This is a genomic window from Micromonospora qiuiae (assembly GCF_016863555.1).
Classification (GTDB): domain Bacteria; phylum Actinomycetota; class Actinomycetes; order Mycobacteriales; family Micromonosporaceae; genus Micromonospora; species Micromonospora qiuiae.
The window spans coordinates 1-20,218 of the sequence record NZ_BOPC01000073.1 but is presented as its reverse complement, the minus strand read 5'-3'; the positions used below and the strand labels follow the sequence as shown (position 1 = coordinate 20,218).

Here is a 20,218-nt window from a genome sequence, read left to right as displayed (position 1 = left end):
ACTCTGCGATCATCTTCTGGCCTGGTTAATTCACTTCTAGAAAGGCGTCGGTTGCTGAAGTGCCATCACATCCGATTTCTCAGTTTCCGCGTTGGACGGCACCTCATCGAGCAGGACGAGGCGGCTGACCTCGGCAGCCAGGCCGAGGCCGAGGGTGGGGAACGGCTTGGTCAGCACGGCGGGGTGCATCGGCACGCCGAGCACGACCGCCCCGACCAGATGGTCGCCTTCGAGCAGCCCGAAGGACATCCGGGCAGCGGGAAAACTCCTGCTGGAGTGGTGCTCGGCGACGAACCGGCGGGCCGCAGCCTCCGGTACCGGTTCCAGCCGGTAGCGGCGCTGGTCGAAGCCGCCCTCGTGCACCGGCCGCCAGGTGTGGCTCCCGCCCCGCCACCGCTGGCAAAAGGCAGGGTCGAACAGGGAAAGTTGTTCAAGCATGGTGTGTCCCGTGGATCTGTTCGAGGGGCGTGAGCGGCGGGTCGCCGCCCTGGGCAGGTCGACCTGGGCGCCATTGGCACGTCGCTGGTCGCCGGTTCCTCCGGCCGCTGGCGGACGGCGGCGGCCGGAGAGTCGCGTCGGCTACGCCTCGCCAGCAGCGACGGTTGCGAGGTTGGTGTCGGTGACCGGCAGCGGTGACTCACCGCATGCCCGCAGCTCGACCGTGGACAGCTCGTACCCGTTGGCTTCGAGGTAGCGCAGGTAGCGAGTGGTGCTGTCGCTGACGGTGCGCCACGAGTTGCGGTTCGTCGCTTCCTCGTACGCGGCGAGCAGCAGGCCCAGCGCAATCATCTGGGCGCGCTCGTCGCTGGCCTTCCCGACGAGTTCGACCATCGCCGGGGCTCGCCGGCCGAGCGTGGGAGCCTGGTCCGGCAGCCCGAGCAGGTCATGGGCCAGCCGGTTGCCGCCGGTCAGCCCCGACGTGACGGCGTGGTCGGTACGGGCGAGGCTGCCGGCGATGAAGCCGGCGGCCGTCTTCGGCGCGGCCTTGCGAGCGAGGAACGTGCGCAGCCAGTTCCGGCGGACCGTCTCGGCGCTGTCCCACGCCTTGTTCGACTGGATCACGTCACGGCGCTGGGCGCGGGCTTCCTCCCGTTCGGCGTCGGTCATCTCCGCGACGGTCTTGCGCCCGCTGCCGGAGTCGTGCCCCTGCCAGCGCAGCGCGTGTCCGTGGGCGGCGAAGTCGGTGCACACGTACTCAGGCATCCAGATCCGGTACGGGCGAGCAGGCTCCGGCTCCTGCGCGTCCTCGTCTGCCTCGGTCGACGTGTCATCGCCCCACGGGTCCTCCTCTTTGTCGGCGTCGTCCTCGTCTGGGTGGACCCATTCGTCGTCGAGATAGGCAGCGTGCCCGGGGCAGGATGCGTGGTTCTCTTGGGTGAGCTGCTCCTCGCCGTGCTTCAGCTCCGACAGCCGCTTGACCTTCTCGTCGTTCCACGCCGGCCGGTCGACCACGCTGGTCCCGGCGGCAGCGAGGGCAGCCGCAGTCTCGGCCTTCGCCGCCTCGTCCGCGCGGGCGTCACGCAACTTCTGCGCCTCATGGTCGAACCCGCCGCGCTGAGCGGCGACCACGAGCCGCTTGACTGCCTCCGCGTCGTCCTCGAACTCCGCGACCACCGCGGCCTGGTCGATGGTGAGGAACTCCCACCGTTGGGTCGCCCCCCGAGCGAGCTTGCTGCGAGCCACCGACAGCGCCTTGTCGACCACGGGCCGGCTCGTGGACATCCGCTTGGCGATCTCCCCGGCCGGGACACCGCACAGGGCGAGCTGGTCGTACGCGGCCAGACGCTCAGCGACGGTGAGGGGTTCCCGGTGATCGTTCTCGTTCACCTGGTCGGTCAGCCGGTCGGCCTCGTCCGGCTTCGGAACGACCATCACCCGTACCCACGGGCGCTGGGCTTGCACGGCCGCCAGGGTCCGGCGTTGCCCGCGCAGCACCACCAGGCGGCCGTTGTCGTCGCGGTAGGCGATGACCGGCTCCAAAACGCCACGCTGGCGGACGTTGTCGACGTAGGTCTTGCGCAACCGGGGGTCCAGGCGCACATTGGCGCCCACGACCAGGGTCGCGGGGTCGACGCGGAGTAGCTCCTCCTCGAACTGCTCGTCATCGAGGGCACGAGGTGCAGTGGCCGTGGCCGTCATAGGAGCAGAGAGCGTCACGGTGAAGTCCTTTCCTCCAGGGATGTGCGGGCAGCAGCGACCGCGACGGCAGCGGGCACGGCTGGCCCTCCGCGTCGGCGGCGCTTGGTGAAGGGGTGCGGTGGCGACGAGCAGCGCTACGGGCAGCCGCAGCGGCTACGCTGGCCCCGTGCCGACCGTCTGGCGGTACGCGGGCTCGGGTTGTAGCGGCCTGGAGTCCCGGTGCCGGCCCGCGCGACACAAGACCACGCGGGCCGGCACCGTCACTTCCGGTGCAGCGGAGTCTTCAACTCGCATTGCCCGATTAGTTGCTGCCCCAGCCACGTACGGATCCGGTACCGGGCCAGCCCATCGACAGCAGGTAGCTCGATGGCCTCCACGTCGACCGGCACCAGAGCGTCAGCTATGCGGATGTAGGCAGCGACCAGGGCGTCACGGCCGTCGGGGCCGTTCAGCCGCCGGCAGATCTCGGTGTGGGCGACCGCCCGGACGCCTCCGACAATGAGCCCGGAATCCGGGCGTAGCGTGGTCAGGATGATGTAGGTCACGGACTGCCGGGTGGGCATCGCGGTTTCCGCTGGCACGAGACCCGGGTTCCCGGCGTCGCCAGGCTGCTGGCCGGTCACTGCGCGCCACCGAGCTGTCCGCCATTGGTCGTGGTCTCCCCTGCCGCCTCAGCCGGTTCAGTCGACTGGGGTGGTGGAGCGAGCAGGAAGGTCTGGCCGCCGGACAGGTCCAGGACCGTTCCGGTGTCGGTGACGACGTTGTATCGGGTCCGGCGTCCGGAGACGGCTTCCTTGTCGAGGACGGTCGCGGTGGTCGCGCCGGTCCTGACGCGGCTCGGGTGCCAGGTGCCCGGGTTACGGGTCGATGCCTTGGTCGCATCATCGGTGATGAGGATCCGATCACCCTGCGTCAAGCGGGTGGTGGTCTTCTTTCCTTGGGCAGTCATGGAGGTCCTTCTGTCTGGCGGTTGTCGGTGACGACGTGAGCCGGGTGGTAGCGACACCCGAAGGCCACACGTAGGGAAGTCAGGGCTGGCGCGAGCCCGGCCGAGGTGGTCCACCGAAGGAGAGCCACGGGTCCGAGTGACCGCCCGCGGCCTCTCCTCGTATGCCGGAGGCGGGCACCAGAAGGCACTCGGCGACAGCCGGGTGCACGGTCTCGATGGCGGTCGTGATCTTGTGTCGAGCGTCGACCAGGACCGGACGGATGATGCCGAAGCGCTCCTCGGGAGCCAAAGAGCTGCGGGGCATGCGCACCTCCAAGAGGGGTCTGGGTTTCATCCGGAGGAATTCGATCCCCCTCAACTTGTAATGATACCGCATTAAGGTCGAGATTGGCAACCATCGGACCTACTTGACCTGCAAGAACAAGAGCAACAGGCGCTCTTCCGGGCATCGCGTTCAGGGACGACAACCGAGCCGCTCAGGGGCGCGGTCCAAGATCGAGAGATCGGACGCCCGCCGCCCTATCGATGATTCGAGCCAACGCTGTCTCGCTCGGTCCCGAGCCGGGATGCGTGGAAAGGCGGCGGAGCAAGTTGTAGTACCGGTCACCGGACGTGTCGACCGAGCGCGGCCGACACGTCCGGCAACCGAGGTCCACCGACCCAGCGGGGTCGGTGGGCAGAACGAATGGCAGGAACCTTGCTTCGAAGAGTCGAGCAACAGCAGAACACCGGCCGCGCCGGATCCACAATGGGGTGCAAAGCCGTACAGCAAACATCGCGACGGCCTGCGTCGGCGGGAGTCAAACCGGAAACGGAAGTGGATCCCCTCCTCTGCTGCCGCTGCACCAGCCCGCTACCCGTAGCGCTTCCGGTAACCCCGTCGCCGCAGGCTAGGGCCAACCGCAGGGACCGGCGAGTGGAGGCGGCCAGCGATGAACTCCCAGACGCGATCGACTAGGCCGGGTGCGCCGAGCCTCAGGGGCGTTGACCGCCGTCACCAGTTCCCCGGCCGACAGCACCGGATCAACCTCCGGCTCGACGACACCGAGCATCGCGACATCGTCACCGCGGCTGCCCGCACCGGCCTGACCCCCACCGGCTTCTGCGCCAACGCCGCGCTCGCCGCCGCCAGGGGCACCACCGCCCCCGGCAGCCTGATCACCGGCACCGGCGTCACCCGAGCAGAGCTTGCCGCCGTACAGCGGGAACTGTTCGCCGCCCGCACCGCAGTCGTGCGCACTGGCACCAACCTCAACCAGGCGACCGCAGCGCTCAACGCCACCGGCGAGACGCCGGTGTGGCTCGACCACGCCGTCAAACGGTGCGAACGGGCGATCGACCGCCTCGACGCCGTCGTGGCCGAGATCCACCAGAGGCTGCGCTGATCCCCGCCATCCACCCCCGCGGCACGAACGTCAGCGGCCTGCTCCGCTACCTGTTCGGTCCCGGCAAGAACGAGGAACACGTCAACCCTCGCCTCATCGCCGCCTGGTCCGGACCTGACCAGCTGTCGTCCCTCACACCCCCACTGCGCCCATCCGGCCGCCACGATGTTCGTAACTTGGCTCGCCTACTCGAACAGCCCGTCCGCGCCGGCAAGAACCCTCCACAGAAATTCGTCTGGCACGCCTCGGTCCGCAACCACATCACCGACCGGATCCTCAGCGACAGTCAATGGGCCCACATCGCCGCCGAGATGGTCGCCGCCGTCGGCATCGCTCCGCACGGCGACCCGGACGCAGTGCGCTGGGTAGCGGTCCGCCACGCCCACGACCACATTCACATCGTCGCCACCCTCGTCCGCCAGGACGGCGACACCGTCTGGGCCTGGAACGAACGCCTCAAAGCCCAAACCGCTGCCCGCGACCTCGAACAACGCTACGGCCTCCACCAGGTCGGCCCCGTCGACCGCACCAGCCACCGCCGGCCCACCGCCGCAGAACAGAACAAGACCCGCCGCCAAGGCCGCCCAGAAATCCCCCGGGACAGGCTCCGCCGCGAGGTACGCGCCGCCGCAGCCGCCGCCACCGACGAAAACGACTTCACCAACCGACTCCAGGCCGCCGGTGTCCTCGTACGACTCCGCCACAGCACCATCCGCCCGGACGAAGTCACCGGCTACGCCGTCGGCCTGCCCGACCACCGCACCAGCAGCGGCGACACCGTCTGGTACGGCGGTGGCCGACTCGCCCCCGACCTCACTCTTCCCAAACTTCGACGACGCTGGGATTCAGCTCTGACCACAACCCCATCCGGCAGCATGCGACACCCTGGGCGCCCGCAGGTCCAGCACCGGGCAAATGCCTTCCGCCAGGCAACAGCAGCTGTCGGCGCCGGCGCCCGTCATCTCGGCGAAGCGCGGCCGACCGACGAGGACGACATCGCCTCCCTCGCCGAGGCCGCAGCCGACGTCCTAGCCGCCACCGCACGGGCCTCCGAAGGCCGTCACGGCGGACCCCTCACCGAAGCCTCGGAAACCTTCGACCGTGCCGCCCGGGAGCCGCACCAACGCCGCCTCCGGCGCCCGCACCTGGCGGTCGGCCAGCTCAGGTCCATGGCCCGACTCATCTCAGCGGTCGGCCGGCTCAGCCGTGCCGACGACACCACCGCCGCCCTACAACTGGTACTACGGATGTCGATGATCGCGGACAATCTCGCCACTCTCCGCGAGGCCCAAGAACGGCTCCACCAGGCTCAGGCAGCCCACCACGCTGCGGAGCGATTGCGCAGCATCGCGGCGTACGCCTCGGTCGACCGGGCCGGAGTCCGACCTGCCGCTGTGCCCCCACAGCCGAAGTCCGGAACATCGCGAGCGGCACGGTCGCAGTGAAGAACTCCGCTACGGGTAGCGCTTCGGTAGCGCGGCCGACGACGTCGCGCCGAAACGCTGCTTCGAGCAGACGGAGGAATGCGTGACGTGGATCGTGGTTCACGGCCTGGCCGGAGCAGTCGTTCGCGAGGCGCGCCTCCCCGAGTCACGGATGAGGGAGCCATGTCCATCCCCGAGAGTTCTCCTGCTCTCTCAGCAGGTGCGGCCAGCACAGATGATCAGGCCTCGTATCTCGACCGGCTCTGGTCGGCGTTACACATCGACATTCCGTCGGCGGCGGTGCTCGGCCGTGGGCTGCCCATGCCGACCCTGGATAGAAAGTGGGCGAGCGGCACGATGCACTTCTCGGTGGCCGCGATCGATGCCGATGGTCGACTCGCGGCCCGGTCGGCCGTAGTGGCGTTGCAGTGGCAGCCCAGGTTGGCCGTCGCCGTGTCCGCCGTTCACGACGCTCTTGTGGTCATGCCGCAGTCGGGCAGCCCGCACACCCTCGACCGGCAGGGGTATCTCCGACTGCCCGCCTCGGTACGGCACGTCGCCCGCCTGAAGGCAGGTGACCGTCTGCTCCTCGCCGCGTGTCGGAGCCGTTCGTTCCTGCTCGCGTATCCGCCAGCCGCACTCGACGCGATGGTCCTTGCCTACCATCTCGGAGCGGCACTATGACCACCACTGATCGCTCACAGAGAACGAAGCTGGAGGCGGCACGCGTTCTCCTGGACCGCCTGGGCGTCACGCCGGAGCAGCTGCTTGCCGCCGACGATGTCGTTGAGCACCAGACTCGACCGATGCCGACGTTCGCCGAGTACATCGACCGCGTAGCGGGCGCCGTGACTCCGGGAACACGTCGGGTCTACGACTCCTACTGGCGACGCGTACGTGAGGTGTGGGGAGAGCGCCGGCTGAACGAGCCGAGCCCGTTGGAGATCAAGCAGCTGGCCGAGCGGATGAAAGCCGCGGCGATCGTCAGGAGCAACTCACGTGGCGGTCGTACTGCCTCCGAACACCTGATCTCGGCACTACGGTGTCTCTACAGGTACGCCGTCGCTGATCGTCTGATGGACGAAGCCGATAATCCGGCGATCCGGGTGGCCAAGCCGCGGCGGCTAGCGAGCACAAGGCGTGCGTTGCCTGACAAGCAGCTGGCGCAGCTCTTCGCGGTAGCCGGGACGACCGGCAACGATCCGGACCTGGATGCGCTGGTTCTCCGGCTCCATGCCGAGACGGCGTGTCGCCGAGGTGGCGCACTCGTGCTACGTCCCTGTGACCTGGACGCGGCGCAGTGCCTCGTCAGGCTCCGTGAGAAGGGAGAGACCGTTCGGTGGCAGCCGATATCGCCGAGCTTGGTACAGCACCTCCTGCTGCACGTCGAAGAGCGGGGCGATGGCGACCGAAATGGACAGCTGCTGCGCTACCGCAACGGCAACCCGATTACCAGCCGCCGCTACGACCACCTGTTCCAGCGGCTGGGCCGTCACCTGCCCTGGGTGGCCACCCAGCAGATCACCGCGCACTGGCTGCGTCACACCACCTTGACCTGGGTCGAGCGGAACTTCGGGTACGCCGTCGCACGGGCGTTCGCCGGTCACGACGGAAAGAGCGACGCGGGTACGACATCCACCTACGTACGGGCAGACGTGTACGAAGTCGCGCTCGCCCTGGCAGCCCTCACCGGCGAACCGCACCCCCTGGCCCAGCCGGCGTCCGATGTCGATAGCCCGGCGGGACGGCCCGGGGAGGCATTCGCGCCACTCGGCGCCCGGCGGCCCATTTGACTAGGGTGTCGGGTGCGCTACCCGGTAACGCACCCGACGACCTCGAAAAGATTCACCCTCGTGTGTTCGTCACGCGAGCGGATGCGCCTCACCGGTCAGAGCGGACAGGGCTGCGGCGATCTCCTGCAGACTCGCCCGAACGTACGTTGTCGTGGTACCGGCGTCTCCCCCACTGTCGTTGTGACCGGCGTACGCCCGCGCGACCGCGTACCCGAAGTTGCGCTCGACCCAGGTCAGGGTGGTGTGACGCAGCCAGTGGGTGCTGATTTGCTGGGTCTCCACCCAGGGCAGATGCCTACCGATGCGCTGCCACAGATGGTCGTAACGGCGATACGTGATCGCCTTACCGCTGCGGTAACGCAGCAACGGCGTCATCGGCGTGGCCGGCCGCTCCGCCACGTGTTGTTGCAGATGCCGCATCAGGGTCGGCGACACGGGCTGCCAGCGCACCGTGTCACCCTTCTCCCGCAACAGGACGAGGCACTGGTCCGGATCGAGGTCCGACGGCCGCAACGCCAACGCACCACCCCGACGGCACGCCGTCTCCGTGTGCAACCGCAGCAGCAGACAGTCCAGCGCCGGATCGTCACCGGTGGTCGCGACGATTTGATTGATCTCAACGAGCCGGGCGTCCGCTACCGCACGGCGGGTGCTGGGCAACCGTCTCGGTTTGGCGACCTTCCGGGCCGGATTCTCCGCCTCGGTGAGAAAGCCGTCGGCGACAGCGTGATTGTAGATGCACCGCAACGCGGCGATGAGGTGCTCGGCCGCGCTACGACCGCCGCGGGCGTTACGACGCGCGACAACGTTTGTTTTGACATGCTCAGCGAGTCGCTTGATATCGGTCGGGTCCGGCTCATCCAGCCGTCGATGGCCCCACTCCTTGAGAACGCGGTTCCAGTACGAGCCGTAGACCCGACGCGTGCCGGCACTGACTGCCTCGGACACCACCGGGATGTACTCGGCGAACGTCGGCGCCGCCGCACGCGCTGGCGCGGCCTGTCGCAGATCCTCCGGCGCGATGCCGAGCCGGGACAACAGCAACAACGCCGCGTCGAGATCAGCCTGACTCGGCCGGGACGAGGACGACTCTGCGCTCATCCGGCCTCACCACCCAGGACATTCGCGTGCCAGCCGATGATCATCGCCTGCACAGCGGCCGGCGGGTGAACCACGAGCCGCCCGGCGTCCGGATCAGCCACCAACAGCACCCGGACCCCGGCCGTCAAGCCACACCAGTGCCGGACCGTCGCTGGCAGCCGTACCTGACCCGGCCGAGTAACCCGAAACGCAGCATGCGGATCGGCAGTCACGAGCACCAACCCGCCGCACACCCGGATATCCACCCGCGTGCCCGGCAGCCATCCCAGGACGGGTATGACCACGGCTTCGCTCAGCCGACCATCACGATCGATCGCGGCCATCCCATAGATCGCCGCCGGCTGAGGCTCAGGAGTAAGTGGTGCGACCGGCAAAGCCCGCCGACCGCTGATCGGCTCAGCCTCCGCGCTGGCGTGGGTCGAGGGCGGGATAACCGCCGCCACAACCCGGGCGGTCACCACGACCACCTCCGCAAAGCGAAGGTGGTCGAGCCACCATCAAGATCCCCAACCTGGTGGTCAAACACCTTCGACCACCGGTACGTCACATCACGCAGATATGCGGGGGAACTGTGTCCGAGGGGGGACTTGAACCCCCACGCCCTATACGGGCACTAGCACCTCAAGCTAGCGCGTCTGCCATTCCGCCACCCGGACTTGCTTGCTCAGCCTACCGCGCCGGCCTCGGTGGTCCCACCACCCACTAGGCCGCCCGGCGGGCCGCACGGGGAGTCACTGTACACGCCGCAGGTGGATCATGCACATCGGCATACGCGAGCCGCCGGGACAGCGCCTTGGGGAGGCGTGCGCGGTACGGCCTGTGGGTCGGGTAGCGGTCATGCCCCCGTACCCGGCAGCATGGCCACGTGCCCCATGCCTCTCCCCTGGCCGTCATCCAGCAGCGGGCCCTCGCGCTGCGCGGGGCGGGTAACCTCGCCGCTGCCCGTGACCTGCTGTCCGACGCGGTCGAGTCCGCTCGCCCGCCGTTCGGCAAGGATCATCCCGACGTGCTCAGCACCGCGCACCTGTTGGCTCGGCTGCATCGGGAGGCGGACGATCCGAGTGCGGCCCGCCGGGTCTTGGAGGAGGCGTTCGCCGCCGGGGAGCGAAGGTGGCCTCATGCGGACCCGTTGATGCTGGCTCTGTCCTACGAGTTGGGGTCGGTGGCCGACGAGTTGGGCAACCGCCACGAGGCCCGCCGCAACTACACCCGGGTCGCCGCCGCCGGCCCCGCCGTGCTCGGTGCCGACCATCCGGCGGTACGCATCGCACGGGAGTATCTCGGCGACGCCGCTCCCGCTCCGCAGCCGCCGGTTGCCCCGACCGCCCCGCCGGACCCGGCTGGTCAGCCGCATCATGGGGCGCTGGTCGAGCCGACCGTGTCGCTCGCCGTGCTGTCGACCGCCTGGAAGCCGCACGACGCGGCGACGGCGGCGTCCACCCGACCGACGGTGTCCCCGACGTTCGGCCCCCCTGCCGGTCCTCCCGCGCCCGGGGTGCCGCCGGCTCCGCCGGCACCGATCGTGCCCGCCGCACCGGCCCCGCCGGCCACCCCGGTGGTGCCGCCGGCCCTATCGCCGGCGCCGCATGGTGTTCCGCCGCCGCCAGCCGTACCACCGGCGCCGCCTGTTGTCCCGCCGCCGCCGGTCGTGCCTACGCCCGCGTTGGTGGTGCCACCGCCTCCGGTGGTACCCCAGGCCCGGGCGGCGTACCACGACCAAGCCGCCCCGGCCATGCCGCCAGGCGAGCAGGTTCCGATGGCGTCGCCAGTCTCCTCGGCACCGGCGGCGCCGGCGGCTCGGCCTGCTCACGAGCCGTCGGTCACGCCGTCCGCGGTGCCGTACGGGCCGGCACCCGGTCCGCCCACGCCTGACGTGTCGACCGGGGCCGTACCCGGTCAGCTCGGCTTCGAGGAAGCGACCGGGGTGATGGCGGTACCGCCGGCTCCGGAGGGTGAGCCGGCGGCGGGCGGCGCTGGTACCGAGCCGCCGGCCGATCCGGGGTGGGCACGGCCGACGATTCGGGTTCAGCAGATCGGCCCGCTGTTGGAGGAGGAGGCGGTCCGGGCCGGACGCCAGCCCCAGAACACGTCTGCGGATAGCGCCGCGACGTTCCCGGCCAGCGCACCACCGACGAGCGCACCACCGGCGAGCGCACCACCGATGAGCGCACCGCCGGTAAGCGGCCCGCCAGCCTTCCCTCCGGTCAGCGTGCCGCCAGCACCCGGGCAGCCCATCAGCGCCCCACCGGTCAGCGCACCACCCACCAGCGCCCCACCCACCAGCGCCCCACCGGTCAGCGCACCTCCCACCAGCGCACCACTGGGTCCGCCGTACCATCCGCCGGCGCCGGGCATACCGGGATATACCGCCCCACCTGCGGCCGGGCCGGATGCCTTGACCACGCGGCTGCCACAGCAGGAGTCCATCGGCGGGCAACCACACGGGTCGGCCCAGCAATTTGCACCCGCACCGCCGGCCTACCCACCGCCTCCGGTCAGCGGCGACGCGTCGGCGTACCCCGCTGCGCCCGGCTGGGGACAGCCGGCACCGCCGGCGGTCGCCGCGCCGTACCAAGGTCAGCTGATGCTGCCGACGACGGAGCCGGAGCCGAGCCGAAGCCGTACGGCGATCGTGGTGGCGCTGATCTCGGTCGTGGTCGCCGTCGCCGCGGTGGTCGGCGTGGGTTTTCTGCTCCTGGACCGCCGGGCCGAGTCACCGGACACGGCGCCCGGTTCGACGGTAACCGAACCGGGTGCGCCACCGACGGACCTCACGTTGCGCGACGACACCGTCACCATCACCTTGACGTGGGGCGACCCGTCGGACGGGTTGGTGCCGTTCGTGGTGGCCGGTGGGCGGGCCGGGATGCCGCTGCGGATGATGGCCACGGTCGACGCGGGGCAGACGACCTACACGGTGAACGGGTTGAGTTCCCGGGTGGACTACTGCTTCGCCGTGCTGGCCGTCTACGACACCGACCAGTTGGCCACCTCCAGCCAGGTGTGCACGTCGCGGGAGGCCGGCGGCACTCCGGGTTGACCGAGAGGACTCTGGCGCCACGGCCGCTAGCCACTCCGGCGGCGCGACCGCGCGCCGGCAGTCGCAACGTGAGCAGCGAACCGGTAGCGGCCCGGGCCGACCGTCGTGGCCGGACACGCCGACGACACACCACGCTGGGTGTCCACAGGTAGACAGTGCGGGTTCCCGGCGTCCGCAACGTGACCATATGATGGCTCCCGGCTCAGGGGAGGGGCTGCCGTCACGGGGCGCCACCTGCCAGGACGACACGGGAGGCAGCCAGCTGTGGCGAGCATCGACGAGGCCGTTCCGACCCGCACCACCCGTTCCCGGTCGCGGCTGCGTGGTGGCCTGGTGACCGTGGCAACGGTGCTCGCGCTGCTCGCGGCGATGGGTCTGACCGTGCTCGGCCTCGGATCGGCGGACAATGCGGTGGCCAGCTTCGACGCGAGTTCGTGGCTGTGGAGCGCGGCGCGCAGCGAGCTGGCCCGGGTCAACGGGGTGACGGCCCGGGTGGACACCCGGACCCAGGTGGCCGGGGCGCGGCGCCATCCGATGCAGGTGGTGCAGACCGACCGGGTGCTGGTGTTGCGGGATCTGCACACGGGCCAGATCAGCACCTTGGACCTGGCCACCCTGCAGATCACCGCGACCACGCCGACAACCCCCGGGCTGGGGGTGAGCGTGGCGTTGCACGAGGACGCGGCGTTCGTGGTGGACGCGGTCCAGGGGGTGGTGCGGCAGTTGGACCCCCGGTCGCTCGCGCCGGTGGGTGAACCGGTGCGGTATCCACCGGGGATCACCGGTGGTGCCTTCGACGGCACGGGTCGGCTGTGGATCGCGGTGCCGGCCGAGGGCACGGTTTCCGCGATCAGTCCGGCGGTGTTGCCGTCGGCCGGGGCCGAGGGGCCGCAGGTCAGCCCGAAGCAGGTGGAGACGCACGACGTGGCCGAACCCAGCCACGAGTTGGTGATGTCCGCCCTGGACGACGGCGTGGCGGTGCTGGACCGTACGGCCGGGGCGCTGGTGACCGTGGTGGCGGGCGCGGTGCGTCGGACCGCGTTGGCGGAGACGTTGACCGGGCCGGGCACGATGCCGGCGCGCACCAGCGGGCCGGCGGTGCCGGTGACGGTGGTCGGGCAGCGCCAGGTGCACACCATCACCGACGGCGGGGAGGTGCTCTCGTTCCCGGTGCCGGGTGAGGGCGACCGGCTCAGCCCGGCGGTGGCCTGGGCGGGCCGTTTCTACTGTGCGGACGAGGCGGCGGGCGTGGTGTACGCGTTCGACTCGGCCGGGCAGTTGGTGGACACCATCCGGGGCCGGTGGCGCGGACCGCTGGAGTTGGAGGTGCGGGAGAACCACCTGTTCATCAACGCTCCGGACGCGTCGACCGCGCGGGTGGTCAACGACCGGCACGAGGTGCGGGAGGTCGACAAGTACGCCAACGACGTGCTCGGTGGTGACCCGCCAGCGGTGGAGCCCCCGCCGCCGCCACCGCCGCCGAAGAAGAAGCAGCAGGTCAGTAAGCCGGGTGCGCCGCGCGGTGTGACCGCGGCGGCCGGCGACGCGCAGGCACGGGTGAGCTGGCGCCCGGCCGCGGCCAATGGCGCGGAGATCATCCGGTACGTGGTGGAGGGTGCCGGGCAGCGGCTGGAAGTCGGTGCGAACCAGCGCTCGGTGGAGGTCAAGGAGCTGACCAACGGCGAGACGTACAAATTCTCGGTGCACGCGGCCAACGCCAAGGGTGCGGGGCCGGCGCGGACCAGTAACCCGGTGACGCCGACGGCGGAGGTGCCGGACGCGCCGACCAGCGTCACGGCGGAGGCCCGGCCGGACGGCACGGTGGTGGTGAGCTGGCCGGAGGCGAACGGGCAGGGCAACCGCATCGCCCGGTACGCGGTGACGGCCACGTCGGCCGGCACGAACGCTCCGGCCGGCGAGGCGACCGGCACCGAGCTGGTCATCAAGGCGGGTGAGCTGGAGTACGGCACGCAGTACGCGTTCACGGTCGTGTCGGTCAACGACAAGGGCGCGGCGTCGGAAGCCTCGCCGGTGAGCAACACGGTGGTGCCGTTCACGGTGCCCGGTGAACCGCTGGAGCTGCAGGCGAGCACGGTGGCCGACCAGCCGGGGACGGTGGCGGTGCAGTGGTCGCCAGCAACTGCCAACGGCCGGCCGGTGACCGGGTACGTGGTGGATGTGGGTGGCCGCCGCAGCGAGGTCACCGACACCCGGACCACGGTCGGCGGCCTGGGTAACGGGCAGAACGTGACGGTGCGGGTCCGGGCGGTCAACGAGGCCGGTGAGGGCCCGGAGGCGACGACGACGGCGCGGACCGTGGCGCCGCCGCGAGTGACGGTGACCGGCTCGTCGGCGACCGCGACGCAGGCGACGGTGACGTTCACCGTGGACGCCGGGGGCGGGAAGGCCACCTGCACGTTGAGCCGGTCGGGTCAGCCGGCGAAGAGCGGCTCGTGTTCGAGCATCACGATGACCGGGTTGACGCCGGGCACCAGCTACACCTTCACGGTGACGGCGACCAACGCCGCCGGCAGCGGGACGGCCACCAGAGCCCAGCAGACCGATGCCCTCTACGGCATCGCGACCTGCAACAACGGCCCTGACGGCGACCAGCGCACCTACTGTGACCGCGATCGCGACGGCCGCAACGGCAACGAGATCTTCTCGGTGCCGCGGCAGGACAACGACCGGCAGGTCGGCTGGGCGAAGCCGGGCACCCGGCTGAAGGCGTACTGCAAGGTGCGGGGCACGAACATCGACTCCTGGATCTACAACAACAACAAGCAGAGCACCTGGTGGGTACGGGTCGAGTACAACGGGCGCAACTACATCCCGTGGGCCTGGCTCAACCTGGAGGGCGGCGACAACATCAACGTCCTGCCCACCTGCTGATCCACCTCAGGCAAGGAGCACCACCGTGAACAGCCACGAGCCGCTGACCCAGCAGGAGGTGCAGGGTTTCGCCGCCCTGGCCGCCCGGCTGGCTGAGAACGTCAACGCGGTGGTGCTCGGCAAGCCGCAGGTGGTCCGGCTGGCGTTGACCGCGCTGTTCGCTCAGGGGCACGTGCTGCTGGAGGATGTGCCCGGGGTGGGCAAGACGACTCTGGCGCGGGCGATCGCGGCGACGGTGCAGGGGCAGTGGCGGCGTATCCAGTTCACTCCGGACCTGCTGCCGTCGGACGTGTCCGGGGTGACGATCTTCAACCAGGCCACCCGGGGGTTCGAGTTCCATCCGGGCCCGGTGTTCGCCAACATCGTCATCGCCGACGAGATCAACCGGGCGTCGCCGAAGACGCAGTCGGCGCTGCTGGAGGTGATGGAGGAACGCACCGTCACCGTGGACGGGGTGCGGCATCCGGTGCCGCAGCCGTTCCTGGTGGTGGCCACTCAGAACCCGGTGGAGATGGACGGCACCTACCGGCTGCCGGAGGCGCAGCTGGACCGCTTCCTGGTGAAGCTCTCCGTGGGGTATCCGGACGAGTCGGTGGAGGTGGAGGTGCTGCGGGGGGCGACGGTCCGCTCCCCCGAGGCGCTCGCCGCGGTCACCGACACCGCCACCGTCGGCGAGATGGTCCGGATGGCTCTCCGGGTGCACATCGCCGAACCGCTGTACGCGTACGCGGTGCGGCTGGCCGCGGCCACCCGTACCCATCCGCAGGTCCGCGTCGGGGTCAGCCCTCGTGGGGTGATCGCGCTGACCCGGGCGGCGTGCGCGTACGCGTTGATCGACGGTCGCGGCTGGATCATGCCCGAGGACCTGAAGGCCCTCGCCGAACCGGTGTTCGCCCATCGGCTGCTGCTCACCCCCGACGCCCAGGTGCGCGGGGTGACCGCCGTGGACGTGCTGCGTCAGGCCGTCGCCTCGGTGCCGGTGCCGCTGCCGTCGGGCCAGCCGGCCCCGGCGCACCCCTGACCCGGCAGGCTGGCGTGGGGATCACCGCTCGGGGCATCGGTCTGCTCGTCGTCGCCGTACTGCTGCTCGGCGTCGGTTTCCGGTTCGGCTATCCGGAGCTGACGCTGCTGGGTGCGGCGGCCGGCATCGCCGTCGCGGTGGCCGTGGTCATCGCGGCCCGGCGGCCCCGCCTGGCGGTGCAGCGGCGGGCGGACCCGGACCGGGTGGCCCGGGGTGAGCCGGCGACGATGACGTTGACCCTGCGCAACGCGGGACGGCTGCGGGCGGCGAGCCTGCTGGCCACCGACCGGTGCGGCGACCGGGTGGTGCCGGTGCCGGTGCTGCGGCTACGCCCGGGGACGGACACCACGGTCCGCTACGACGTGCCGACGGTCCGCCGGGGCGTGGTGCCGGTCGGTCCGCTGCGGGTGATCCGCCGCGATCCGCTGGGCCTGGTGGTGCTGGCCCGTTCCTACGGCGACAGCGTGCCGGTGTGGGTGCATCCGCGCATCCATCCGCTGAGCGCGGTGCCCACCGGTGCCGGTCGCAGCCTGGACGGGCGGGTCGACGCCGTGCCGCACGGCTCGATCACCTTCGACTCGTTGCGGGAGTACGTGGTCGGCGACGAGTTGCGGCGGGTGCACTGGCGGACCAGCGCCCGGGTGGGTGAGCTGATGGTGCGGGAGAACGTGGACACCAGCCTGCCGCGGATCGTGGTGCTGCTGGACAATCGGGCCGCCGCGCATCCGGAGCGGGTGGACGGGGTGGCCGAGTCGTTCGAGTCGGCGTGTGAGGCGGCGGCTTCGGTGGTGGCCGCGGCAGTGCGGGAGGATCTACCGGTGGCGCTGCTGTTCGTCGCCGCCGCGGAGTCTTCCACCGAGTCGCCCACCGAGCCGGCGGCCCCCGCCATGCCGGCCAGCAGCGGCAGCGAGAGAGTGGACCGGCCGGCTGTCGGGCCGCTGGACCGGTTGGCCGCGGTGACGTTGACCGCTGACGGCACGTTGGAGGCCGCGACGGCACGGCTGCGCCGCGACCGGCTCGGCGACACCCTGGTCGTTCTCACCGGCCCGGGGGGCCGCGACGACCTGGGGTACGTGGGCGCGTTGCGCGGAGCGTACCCGTCGGTGGTGGTCGGGGTGTTCGGGGCGGCGGAGCCGACACGGCCGGACGCCGCCGGCCTGGTCGTCGTCGACGCCCCCGACGGGGCGGCGTTCGCCGCCGAGTGGGATGGGGTGCGCCGGTGGTGAGGCTGCTGCGGGCGGTGCCCGCCGCGCTGGTCGCCCTGGTCCTGCCGGCGGCGCTGGTCACCATGGTCACGCTGGCCGGGATGGCGCTTGACCGGGTGTACGCGGGCTCGCTGCTGACCGTGCTGGTGGCCGGCGCGGCCCTCGGCTCGGTGCTGGTCAGTGTCGTGGCACGGCGGCTACCCTCCTGGCTGGTCGCCCCGGTGTCGGTGCTGGCGATGGCGGGCTGGACCGCCTGGGGCCTGCGGCTGGCCGCGGACCGGGCCGACCTGCCGGGCAGCTTCGTCGAGGTGGCCGGTGACGCCGCGCGTAACGGCATCCCCCGGCTGCTGACCGCGATGATTCCGGTGGAGCCGACGCCGGACACCGTGCTGGTGCCGCTGGTGGGCGCCTGGCTGGCCGGGCTGGCCGGCGCGGAGGTGGCGCTGCGGGCCGGGCGGGTGCTGCTGGGTTACCTGCCGCCGGCGTTGCTCTTCGCCGGCGCGGTGTACGTGGTCGGTCCGAACGCCGAACCGGCGATCGGTGAGACGGTGGCGCTGGTGGCGGTGGCGGCGCTCGGTCTGGCGGTGTCGGGACGTACGGCCGGCGGCGACCGGGTGGACGAACTGACCCCGGCGGCGGGGGCGGGGTTGCGGGTCCGGCTGGCGGCGGCGTCGGCCGCCGGAACGGCGATGGTGGTGGGTCTGGCCGCGTTGCTCGGCCCGGCGCTGGCCGCGCTGGTGGAGACCCGCCCGGTGGACCCGCGCCGCTATGTCGAGCCGCCGCAGGTGGAGACGCTCGACGAGAACCCGCTGATCCGGATCTCGGGGTGGGCGCTGAACCCGGACCAGCAGCTGTTCCAGGTGACCACGGACCGCAGCGGCCCGACCGACAGCAGCCCGACCGACAGCGGCACGGGCGGGACCGAACCGGCGGGCGAGACGCCGCAGGCCACCAGCGGCGGGGTACGCATCCGGCTGGCCGTGCTCAGCGACTACGACGGGGTCACCTGGCGGGTCGGCGCCACCTACCGCAACGCCGGCCGAATCCTGCCCGTCGTGGATCCACCGCCGAACGCCACCGTGGAGACGATCCGGCAGGAGATCACCGTGGGCGACCTCACCGGTCGGCTGCTGCCGGCGGTGGCCACTCCGCGCGAGGTCAGCGGGGCACGGGTGGCCTACGACCCGGACACCGGCACCCTGATCCGGCCCGACGGGCTCACCCCGGGGCTGCGGTACGCGGTGACCTCCGGCCGGGAACGCCCCGACTCGAACCTGCTCGCCACCGCGAACACCCCGGCCGGTGACGAGGTGGCCCGGGTGCTGCACGTCGCCGACGGGGTGCCCGAGCAGTTGCGCCGGCTCGCCGCCCAGTTGGCCGAGGAGAACGGCGCACCGTACGCCCGCGCAGCGGCGATCGAGCAGTGGCTCGCCGAGCACTACCGGCTGGTCGCCGACGCACCCAGCGGCCACGCCTACCCGAACCTGGCGTTCTTCCTGTTCGGACCGGCGGGCGGCGGCGGGCAGCGGGGCACCTCCGAACAGTTCGCCGCTTCCTTCGCCGTGCTGGGTCGGCTGGTCGGGCTGCCGACCCGGGTGGTGGTCGGTTTCGCCGCCCCCGCGTCCGGGCCGGTGCGGGCCGCCGACGCGTACGCCTGGCCGGAGGTGCTCTTCGACGGGCTGGGCTGGGTGCCCTTCGACCCGCTGCCCCGACCGGACGACCAGCCGCGACCGGTCGAGGAGGACTTCCGCCCGCAGCCGGAGGAGCCGCCCCCGTCGGAGCAGCCGGAGCCCACCCTGGAGCCGACCTCCACCCCGCCGCCGCAGGCGCTCCCCGGCGGCCCGGCCGACTCCGGCGGCCCTTCGACACCGGTGCTGGTGGCCGGCACCGGCGGCGGTCTGCTGCTCGTGCTGGCGGTGGCGCTGACCACCCTGGCCGGGATGCGCCGCGCGCAGACCCGCAACCGGCTGCACCGGGGCGACCCCCGGCACCGCATCGCCGGCGCCTGGCGGGAGCTGACCGACGCGCTGCGCCTGGCCGGGCATCCGGTGGCCGCCGACCTGTCCGCCACCGAGGTCGCCGCCGCGGCCCGGCGCGCTCTTGCCGCCGCATCGACCCCGACCGCCGGCCCCGACCCGACCGGCCAGCGGACGACCGAGCAGGACACGGCCGTCGAGGAGCTGGCCCAGCTGGTCAACCAGGTCGGCTTCGCCCCCGGCAGCGTCACCGACGGGCAGGCGCGTGCCGCCGCCGAGGCCGCCACCGCCTACACCGGGGCGCTGCGTGCCGCCCGCCCTGCCTGGCGGCGGCTGCTCTGGGCGGTGCACCCCGGGCCGCTGCGCTGGCCCCGCTGAGCCTGGCCCGTTTCTCCCACCCACGCCCGCCGACCGGCAGTTGGGCTGCGACCAGCCGCTAACCTGTGCCGCGTGACCTTCTCGCTCGTCGCCCGCTCCGCCGACGGCCGCATGCACGGCATCGCGGTCGCCAGCTGCTTCCTGGCCGTCGGCGCGCTCGTCCCGGCGGCGGAGGCCGACGTCGGCGCGCTCGCCTCCCAGGCGCACATGAACCTCGCCTACCGCCCGCAGGGCCTGGCCCTGCTGCGCACCGGGGTGTCCGCCACCCACGTGGTCGCCGGTCTGGTCGCCGCCGACCCGGAACGCGATCACCGCCAACTCGGTGTGGTCGCCGCCACCGGCCCCGGCGCCACCTACACCGGCGCGTACTGCCACGGCTGGGCCGGTGGCCAGGCGGGCGACGGCTGGGCCGCCCAGGGCAACATCCTCACCGGCCCGGAGGTGGTCGACGCTTTGCGCGACACCTGGCTGGCCGGCATCGACCTGCCCTTCGCGCAGCGGCTGGTCGCCGCGCTGCGCGCCGGGCAGGAGGCCGGCGGCGACCGGCGGGGCCAGCAGAGCGCCGGCCTGATGGTGGTCCGCCAGGGCGGCGGGTACGGCGGCACCGGCGACCTCATGATCGACCTACGGGTCGACGACCATCCCGACCCGATCACCGAGCTCGACCGGCTGCTGGCCGAGCACACCCTCATGTTCACCCGCCCCGACCCGGCCACCCTGCTCGACCTGACCGGCGCGGTGGCCGCCGAGGTGGCCAAACTGCTGACCGCGCTCGGATATCCGGCTGACTCGGCCGAGCCCGAGGACGCCCTGGTGGCCTGGGCCGGGCTGAGGAACCTGGAGGAACGGCTGGTGCCCGGCCGCATCGACCCGGTGCTGCTGGCACACCTGCGCGCCGCCGCCCCGCCCGCCACC

The 20,218-nt window shown here is 71.6% G+C and carries 16 protein-coding genes and 1 tRNA gene; 10 read left to right on the top strand and 7 right to left on the bottom strand.

Translation table 11 applies throughout. The annotated features are described in order from the left end of the window. Window positions 1-36: 36 nt before the first annotated feature. The 4 genes from Vqi01_RS23235 to Vqi01_RS23220 all read right to left on the bottom strand — a co-directional run bounded on the left by Vqi01_RS23235 (window position 37) and on the right by Vqi01_RS23220 (window position 3,088). Window positions 37-438, bottom strand: coding sequence for a Mom family adenine methylcarbamoylation protein (locus Vqi01_RS23235; RefSeq protein ID WP_204036957.1), 402 nt, complete (start codon window positions 436-438; stop codon window positions 37-39). Between the two features lie 141 nt (window positions 439-579). Then, window positions 580-2,157 carry a ParB/RepB/Spo0J family partition protein gene (locus Vqi01_RS23230; RefSeq protein WP_204036956.1) on the bottom strand — a complete coding sequence of 526 codons (1,578 nt, stop codon included), beginning with the start codon at window positions 2,155-2,157 and terminating at the stop codon, window positions 580-582. A 242-nt stretch (window positions 2,158-2,399) separates the two neighbouring features. Continuing rightward, entirely contained in the window at window positions 2,400-2,702 is a 303-nt protein-coding gene (locus Vqi01_RS23225; protein WP_239098603.1) for a hypothetical protein, read from the bottom strand. Window positions 2,703-2,758: 56 nt separating this feature from the next. Beyond that, window positions 2,759-3,088 (bottom strand): hypothetical protein, encoded by a 330-nt coding sequence (locus Vqi01_RS23220; protein WP_204036954.1) that lies wholly within the window; start codon window positions 3,086-3,088, stop codon window positions 2,759-2,761. 932 nt (window positions 3,089-4,020) lie between these two features. Between Vqi01_RS23220 and Vqi01_RS23215 the strand changes: the two genes are divergently transcribed. The 4 genes from Vqi01_RS23215 to Vqi01_RS23200 all read left to right on the top strand — a co-directional run bounded on the left by Vqi01_RS23215 (window position 4,021) and on the right by Vqi01_RS23200 (window position 7,690). Continuing rightward, on the top strand, window positions 4,021-4,473 hold the full coding sequence (locus Vqi01_RS23215; protein WP_204036953.1) for a DUF1778 domain-containing protein: 453 nt from the start codon (window positions 4,021-4,023) through the stop codon (window positions 4,471-4,473). 176 nt (window positions 4,474-4,649) lie between these two features. Further along, entirely contained in the window at window positions 4,650-5,918 is a 1,269-nt protein-coding gene (locus Vqi01_RS23210; protein WP_239098602.1) for a relaxase/mobilization nuclease domain-containing protein, read from the top strand. Between the two features lie 162 nt (window positions 5,919-6,080). Then, complete coding sequence (locus Vqi01_RS23205; protein WP_204036952.1) at window positions 6,081-6,581, top strand: hypothetical protein; 501 nt, start codon at window positions 6,081-6,083, stop codon at window positions 6,579-6,581. Window positions 6,582-6,835: 254 nt separating this feature from the next. Next, window positions 6,836-7,690: a tyrosine-type recombinase/integrase gene (locus Vqi01_RS23200; RefSeq protein ID WP_239098601.1), complete on the top strand. Its 855-nt coding sequence runs from the start codon at window positions 6,836-6,838 to the stop codon at window positions 7,688-7,690. A gap of 69 nt (window positions 7,691-7,759) precedes the next feature. Here the strand turns inward: Vqi01_RS23200 and Vqi01_RS23195 are convergent, their stop codons facing one another. The 3 genes from Vqi01_RS23195 to Vqi01_RS23185 all read right to left on the bottom strand — a co-directional run bounded on the left by Vqi01_RS23195 (window position 7,760) and on the right by Vqi01_RS23185 (window position 9,447). Further along, on the bottom strand, window positions 7,760-8,791 hold the full coding sequence (locus Vqi01_RS23195; RefSeq protein ID WP_204036950.1) for a tyrosine-type recombinase/integrase: 1,032 nt from the start codon (window positions 8,789-8,791) through the stop codon (window positions 7,760-7,762). Beyond that, a complete protein-coding gene (locus tag Vqi01_RS30970; RefSeq protein WP_239098600.1) occupies window positions 8,788-9,249 on the bottom strand; it encodes an AbrB/MazE/SpoVT family DNA-binding domain-containing protein in 462 nt (153 codons plus the stop codon). Before Vqi01_RS30970 ends, Vqi01_RS23195 begins: the two co-directional genes overlap by 4 nt. A gap of 114 nt (window positions 9,250-9,363) precedes the next feature. Beyond that, window positions 9,364-9,447 (bottom strand) — tRNA-Leu (locus tag Vqi01_RS23185). Window positions 9,448-9,656: 209 nt separating this feature from the next. On the opposite strand from Vqi01_RS23185, the gene Vqi01_RS31380 reads away from it, so the two are divergent. The 6 genes from Vqi01_RS31380 to Vqi01_RS23150 all read left to right on the top strand — a co-directional run. Next, window positions 9,657-11,831: a tetratricopeptide repeat protein gene (locus tag Vqi01_RS31380; RefSeq protein WP_275408840.1), complete on the top strand. Its 2,175-nt coding sequence runs from the start codon at window positions 9,657-9,659 to the stop codon at window positions 11,829-11,831. A gap of 273 nt (window positions 11,832-12,104) precedes the next feature. Next, window positions 12,105-14,723, top strand: coding sequence for a fibronectin type III domain-containing protein (locus tag Vqi01_RS23170; RefSeq protein WP_239098607.1), 2,619 nt, complete (start codon window positions 12,105-12,107; stop codon window positions 14,721-14,723). Window positions 14,724-14,748: 25 nt separating this feature from the next. Next, window positions 14,749-15,744 carry an AAA family ATPase gene (locus Vqi01_RS23165; RefSeq protein ID WP_204036949.1) on the top strand — a complete coding sequence of 332 codons (996 nt, stop codon included), beginning with the start codon at window positions 14,749-14,751 and terminating at the stop codon, window positions 15,742-15,744. Between the two features lie 14 nt (window positions 15,745-15,758). Further along, window positions 15,759-16,970, top strand: a complete 1,212-nt coding sequence (locus tag Vqi01_RS23160) for a DUF58 domain-containing protein (RefSeq protein ID WP_204036948.1) — start codon at window positions 15,759-15,761, stop codon at window positions 16,968-16,970. A 62-nt stretch (window positions 16,971-17,032) separates the two neighbouring features. After that, a complete protein-coding gene (locus Vqi01_RS23155; protein ID WP_204036970.1) occupies window positions 17,033-19,303 on the top strand; it encodes a transglutaminase TgpA family protein in 2,271 nt (756 codons plus the stop codon). Between the two features lie 72 nt (window positions 19,304-19,375). After that, the coding region (locus tag Vqi01_RS23150; RefSeq protein WP_204036947.1) for a DUF1028 domain-containing protein at window positions 19,376-20,218 on the top strand (843 nt) is incomplete at its 3' end.

Coding starts and splice junctions, on each gene's coding strand:
- Vqi01_RS23235 (WP_204036957.1), bottom strand. CDS start 438: ATGCTTGAACAACTTTCCCTGTTCGACCCTGCCTTTTGCCAGCGGTGG.
- Vqi01_RS23225 (WP_239098603.1), bottom strand. CDS start 2,702: ATGCCCACCCGGCAGTCCGTGACCTACATCATCCTGACCACGCTACGC.
- Vqi01_RS23220 (WP_204036954.1), bottom strand. CDS start 3,088: ATGACTGCCCAAGGAAAGAAGACCACCACCCGCTTGACGCAGGGTGAT.
- Vqi01_RS23215 (WP_204036953.1), top strand. CDS start 4,021: ATGAACTCCCAGACGCGATCGACTAGGCCGGGTGCGCCGAGCCTCAGG.
- Vqi01_RS23205 (WP_204036952.1), top strand. CDS start 6,081: ATGTCCATCCCCGAGAGTTCTCCTGCTCTCTCAGCAGGTGCGGCCAGC.
- Vqi01_RS23195 (WP_204036950.1), bottom strand. CDS start 8,791: ATGAGCGCAGAGTCGTCCTCGTCCCGGCCGAGTCAGGCTGATCTCGAC.
- Vqi01_RS23155 (WP_204036970.1), top strand. CDS start 17,033: ATGGTCACGCTGGCCGGGATGGCGCTTGACCGGGTGTACGCGGGCTCG.